The organism is Nostoc sp. UHCC 0252, from assembly GCF_034931145.1.
GTDB lineage: Bacteria > Cyanobacteriota > Cyanobacteriia > Cyanobacteriales > Nostocaceae > Nostoc.
Genome location: NZ_JAYGHE010000154.1, coordinates 1 through 4,529 on the forward strand (window position 1 = coordinate 1; position 4,529 = coordinate 4,529).

At 39.8% G+C, this 4,529-nt stretch carries 4 protein-coding genes and 1 pseudogene; all 5 read left to right on the plus strand.

Translation table 11 applies throughout. The features are described from left to right. Nucleotides 1-1,393 (plus strand): ATP-binding protein (locus tag VB732_RS35390; RefSeq protein WP_323235467.1); only part of this gene is annotated, 1,393 nt, incomplete at its 5' end. Continuing rightward, a complete protein-coding gene (locus tag VB732_RS35395) occupies nt 1,390-1,908 on the plus strand; it encodes a DUF192 domain-containing protein (RefSeq protein WP_323235468.1) in 519 nt (172 codons plus the stop codon). The genes VB732_RS35390 and VB732_RS35395, both read left to right, overlap by 4 nt. Nucleotides 1,909-2,297: 389 nt before the next feature. Next, nucleotides 2,298-2,624 (plus strand): hypothetical protein, encoded by a 327-nt coding sequence (locus VB732_RS35400; RefSeq protein ID WP_190916943.1) that lies wholly within the window; start codon nt 2,298-2,300, stop codon nt 2,622-2,624. 160 nt (nt 2,625-2,784) lie between these two features. Continuing rightward, nucleotides 2,785-4,107, plus strand: coding sequence for a hypothetical protein (locus tag VB732_RS35405; protein WP_323235469.1), 1,323 nt, complete (start codon nt 2,785-2,787; stop codon nt 4,105-4,107). Between the two features lie 20 nt (nt 4,108-4,127). Beyond that, a pseudogene (locus tag VB732_RS35410) lies at nt 4,128-4,529 on the plus strand (hypothetical protein); the annotation flags it as partial.

Here is a 4,529-nt window from a genome sequence, read left to right on the forward strand (position 1 = left end):
TAAAAGCAGGCGCGAACATTACTTTGAAATTCTGCGGTTTTGGAAAACCACTGATTTACAGGGCATTCTCATACTGGAGGGCATATTCCCCTGGCTGGGAGAGTCTACCACTGACCCCGATTTCTTTCTGACTTCCGAGTGGATTAAGTCTGCCCTGATTAACCTGAAGCTGTGCAATCACAATGCCAACAAGACAGCAATTCTCTTAGGGCCAAACGCCACCGTGTCATCTGGCATTGCCCCCGAAGTTCCGACAGTCATTCAACAACTGCCAGCTATAGAGGAAATAAGCAGTTACTTAGCCCAAGTATTACCTAATTATAGTTATGGCGATATTCATGCGACGGCGAACGCCGGGTTAGGGATGTACTTGACAGACATTGACTATGGAATTAGACAGGCGATTGCAAATCAGGAAATTACACCGGATGAGTTAGTAGAAAAACTGTCCGCTTACAAAATCGAACTGTTTAAGCGAATTTATAATATTCAGTTCCTTCAACCTCCAAGCACACCCATCGGTGGTTTAGAACTGATCCAGCAAGCCTTTAAAACTTATAAGCGCCTTCTATCCTCATTGGCGAAAGCCTATAATCTGCGCTTACCCAAGGGGATTTTACTAATCGGCCCACCGGGAACAGGAAAATCTTACTCCGCTAAAGCAAGTTCTGCACAATTGGGGCTACCTCTGATTATTTTGGAGTGGGGGAGTTTCCGCAGTTACGGTAATTTGGCTGAGTACAAGCTAAAGAATTTACTCGCACTTGTAGACCGAATTAGCCGTGTAATCTTGTATTTGGACGACTTCGACAAAGGATTCGCCGGGGATGATGATTTATCCAAACGCCTAGCTGGTATGCTTTTGACCTGGATGCAAGAACGTACTAGTGAGGTTTTAATTATCGCTTCGGCTAACAATATTCAATGGCTACCACCAGAGCTAACCAGAAGTGGACGCTTCGACGAGATTTTTAAGGTGGATCTCCCAAATTACGGCGAACGGCACGAAATATTCAAGATTCACTTAGCCCGTTTCGATCCTCGTTTCCATGATCGGGGCGATGGGTACAGCGAAGAAGAATGGAAAAGGTTACTCAAAGCCACGCAGCGATGTGTCGGTGCGGAGATTCAAGCCATTGTAGAACGCGCCGCCGTCTTTAGTTTCTGTCAAATGTTTGGTGATGATGTTGCACCAGCTAGCGAACTGCCATCACTTGAGATTACATTATCGGCATTGCTGGCTGCAAGGCAGAATATGAATCCTCTGGCAATCCGCGAAGCTGACCGAGTTGAAAGTATGCGTAACATTGCGGCTTTGCATGGGCTTCCATCTAGCCCGATTGATTCATCTATATATAGTCTCGGCAATGTTGATATTTTTGGTGAAACATGAAAACTTTAAAAATTAATTCTGAAAAGGATTTATACGTTGCTGCCTTCAACTTACTGAACATACTAGGCCCTGTCGCTGGAGTATCGATTATCATCGGCACTGTGGCGCTCGGTTACGTTCAAACTTGTCCCCAAGATTTACCCGTTACCCACATTCTCACTCATGGCAAGCGCACATTTAAATTGGAAGCCGCTTCTACACCAAAGCAATTAGAGAAAGGGCTGAAATTTCGCTCATCCTTAAACAAGGATCGCGGAATGTTATTCAACCTGGGAGGAGAAATTTATAATGTGCCTTTTTGGATGTACAAGGTAAATTTTCCATTAGACATCTTTTATCTTAAGGACAATGTGGTGACAACTGCGGTTTACAATGCCAAACCGTGCTACAAAAACCCCTGCCCCATCTACAAGGGGAAAGTTGCCAATCAAGTGCTAGAGCTAGCAACAGGCGCTGCCAATATCAAGGTTGGCGACCGGCTTAACATCCAACCCTTATCATCAGCCAAAGAATGATATTGGTGTTGACCAAAGAGGCAGGGGAGCAGGGAGCAGGGAGCAAGGGAGAAAGATACGCTCAGATCCCCTGCCGCAAGGGTTCCAAACCCCTAAATTTATTTATGCCCAAAAATAAAAATATTTATTTCGTTAGCGAAGCGGCACGAAGTGCGATGCACAGCACGAGAAATAATACGTCCTTAGTTCAAGCCCCAACCTAAAATGTATGGGGTTCTCCCCCTGCCCCCTGCCCCTTGTCCTCTTCGCTGATAGCGGCAATTCTTTGAGAACCAAAAATAACCGCTAGTAATTGTATAACGTATTTTTGAAAAATCAAGAAACCATAGTACTGAAAAAAACAGTACCTAAATAGCTTCGTGTGTTGAATCAAATATGGCAATCTATTTATGGGAAGAGTATGGACATATTGGGAATTCGATCACCCTTTGGGTAGCACGGTGCGGGTAATCTCTACCCCATTAGGGCTAGAGATATTTACTGAAGATGTGTTCAACATTGTTGCAGCAGAATTAAATAACGAGAAGGTAATACTGATGAATATTCACAGTCAAGAACGTTATGTAGTTATTGAAGAAGAGGTAGTAAAAATAAAAACTTTAAATTTTACAGCCATCAATAGCTTGAAGACGATTGTCAAAGCGGACTTGATTAATAAATTTCTGCATTGGGTACGAATTAAAATTCGACCGATATTTCAAAGACAGTATCTGTAAAACAATTGCAGATTGCCGATAGCGTAGCGTTAGCGACGTAGGAGCGTCTTGTAGATAAGAAAATTGACGATTTTAGATTTATTCCGCCCACTTTATTGCTGGGCTTGTACCAAAAACATTCAATCTCCAATCTTCTCGGTCAATATCAAAAGGAAGAAGAATGATGACTATTAAGATAGCCAACGATAATAACCGAAATACTAGCAACAATCTGGCAGATCAACTTTTTAGTAATACACCGTTTAACAAGATAGCACCCAACAATGCAATAGAAAAAGACACTAGTAATATAGATACCGACAGCCCAGTACCCGACAATATAGCACCCAAGGATGTGACAGAAGAAAACACTAGTAATATAGATACCGACAGCCCAGTGCCCGACAATATAACACCCAAGAATGTGACAGAAGAAAACACTAGTAATACAGATACCGACAGCCCAGTGCCCGACAATATAGCACCCAAGAATGTGACAGAAGAAAACACTAGTAATACAGATCCCGATAGCACAGTAATTGACAATGTACTAACCAACAATGTGACAGAAGAAAACATTGGTAATACAGAGTTAGACAGCCTAGCACCCGAAAATATAGCACTTAACAATGCGATAAAAGAAAACACTAGTAATACACAGTCTAATAATCCAGTATCCGAAAATAATAATAAGAATAACAACAATAAAAATAATCCAGAACAACTAAGAAGATTAGTAATGGTGACAGGAGATAAAGGAGGTGTTGGTAAGTCAACGTTTGCCAGAGGTTTAGCGCAAACTTACATAGATAACGCAGTAAAATTTGTTGGGTTAGACGCGGATAATTCTAATCCACACTTGATCAGATTTTATGAAAACGCTGCAAACATTCATCGTTTAGATATATCTAACTCAGATAAATTAGACGAATTTGTAGATAATTTAAAAGAATTAGTGTATCCCAAATCAAAAGAATCTGGGAAAAATCAAGAGGAAAAATCTTTGATACTACTAGAAACGCCATCACAATTTCTGCCAACTTTAAAAATTTTAATAACCGAGATGGGGTTTTTAGATGTAGTAAATAATAAATGTAAGATGCGGGTGACGATAGTAGTAGTTATTAGCACAATAATTGATTGTATAACTCAACTACTAGAACTATATAGTTTCTGCGGTGATCGGGTTGATTATGTAATAGTAAAAAATTCGTTTTACGGGGAGGCGGAACAATTTGCTTTTTATGATAACTCACAAAAAGTCAAAGAAATAGAACAGCAGGTAAAAGCAACAGGGCATGATTTCACGAGTATAACTATGCCAAAACTAGCGAAAAAATCCTATGATTATTTAGATGTGAAAAATCTGACATTTAGACAAGGACTTGAACAAGATGAATATCCGTCTGTATTTGGTAGAGTCTTAAGCTGGCTGAACAATTTTAAAGGGCAAATAAAGCTAAAAAAAGATTTATTTGGTATAGAGAAAATTTTATCTGAATAGGAATAAAGATGTCAAAGAGAATGATTATAACTGTAGGAGATGCACGGGTGGGTAAGTCTACAGTTATCAAGCTATTGCTAGAAATGTTCGCCCAACAAGGAAAACGGATAAAGGTTTATAACCAAGAATCATTTCCTGTATTTCAGGCTTATGAACATATAGCAACCATTAAGAAGTTTAATTTATTAAATGACGATGCTGATGCAATAACAGATGACTTAAATCATCCTGAGTTAGATGTGATGATTGTTGATATGCCCGGACAAGATATTGAAAAAGTAATTCAATATATCGAAAGTGCTAGCTTATTTGAGGTTCTAGTAAAATTTGGTTGGAATTTAACATTTATCCAACCTATTTCTCACAGGGAAGACTGCATATATTACTTAAATGCAATCATCCAGAACGCGACTAATAACGCC

Excerpts from the sequence above, each read along its gene's own strand:
- VB732_RS35400 (WP_190916943.1), top strand. The coding sequence starts at position 2,298 with ATGGGAAGAGTATGGACATATTGGGAATTCGATCACCCTTTGGGTAGC.
- VB732_RS35395 (WP_323235468.1), top strand. The coding sequence starts at position 1,390 with ATGAAAACTTTAAAAATTAATTCTGAAAAGGATTTATACGTTGCTGCC.
- VB732_RS35405 (WP_323235469.1), top strand. The coding sequence starts at position 2,785 with ATGATGACTATTAAGATAGCCAACGATAATAACCGAAATACTAGCAAC.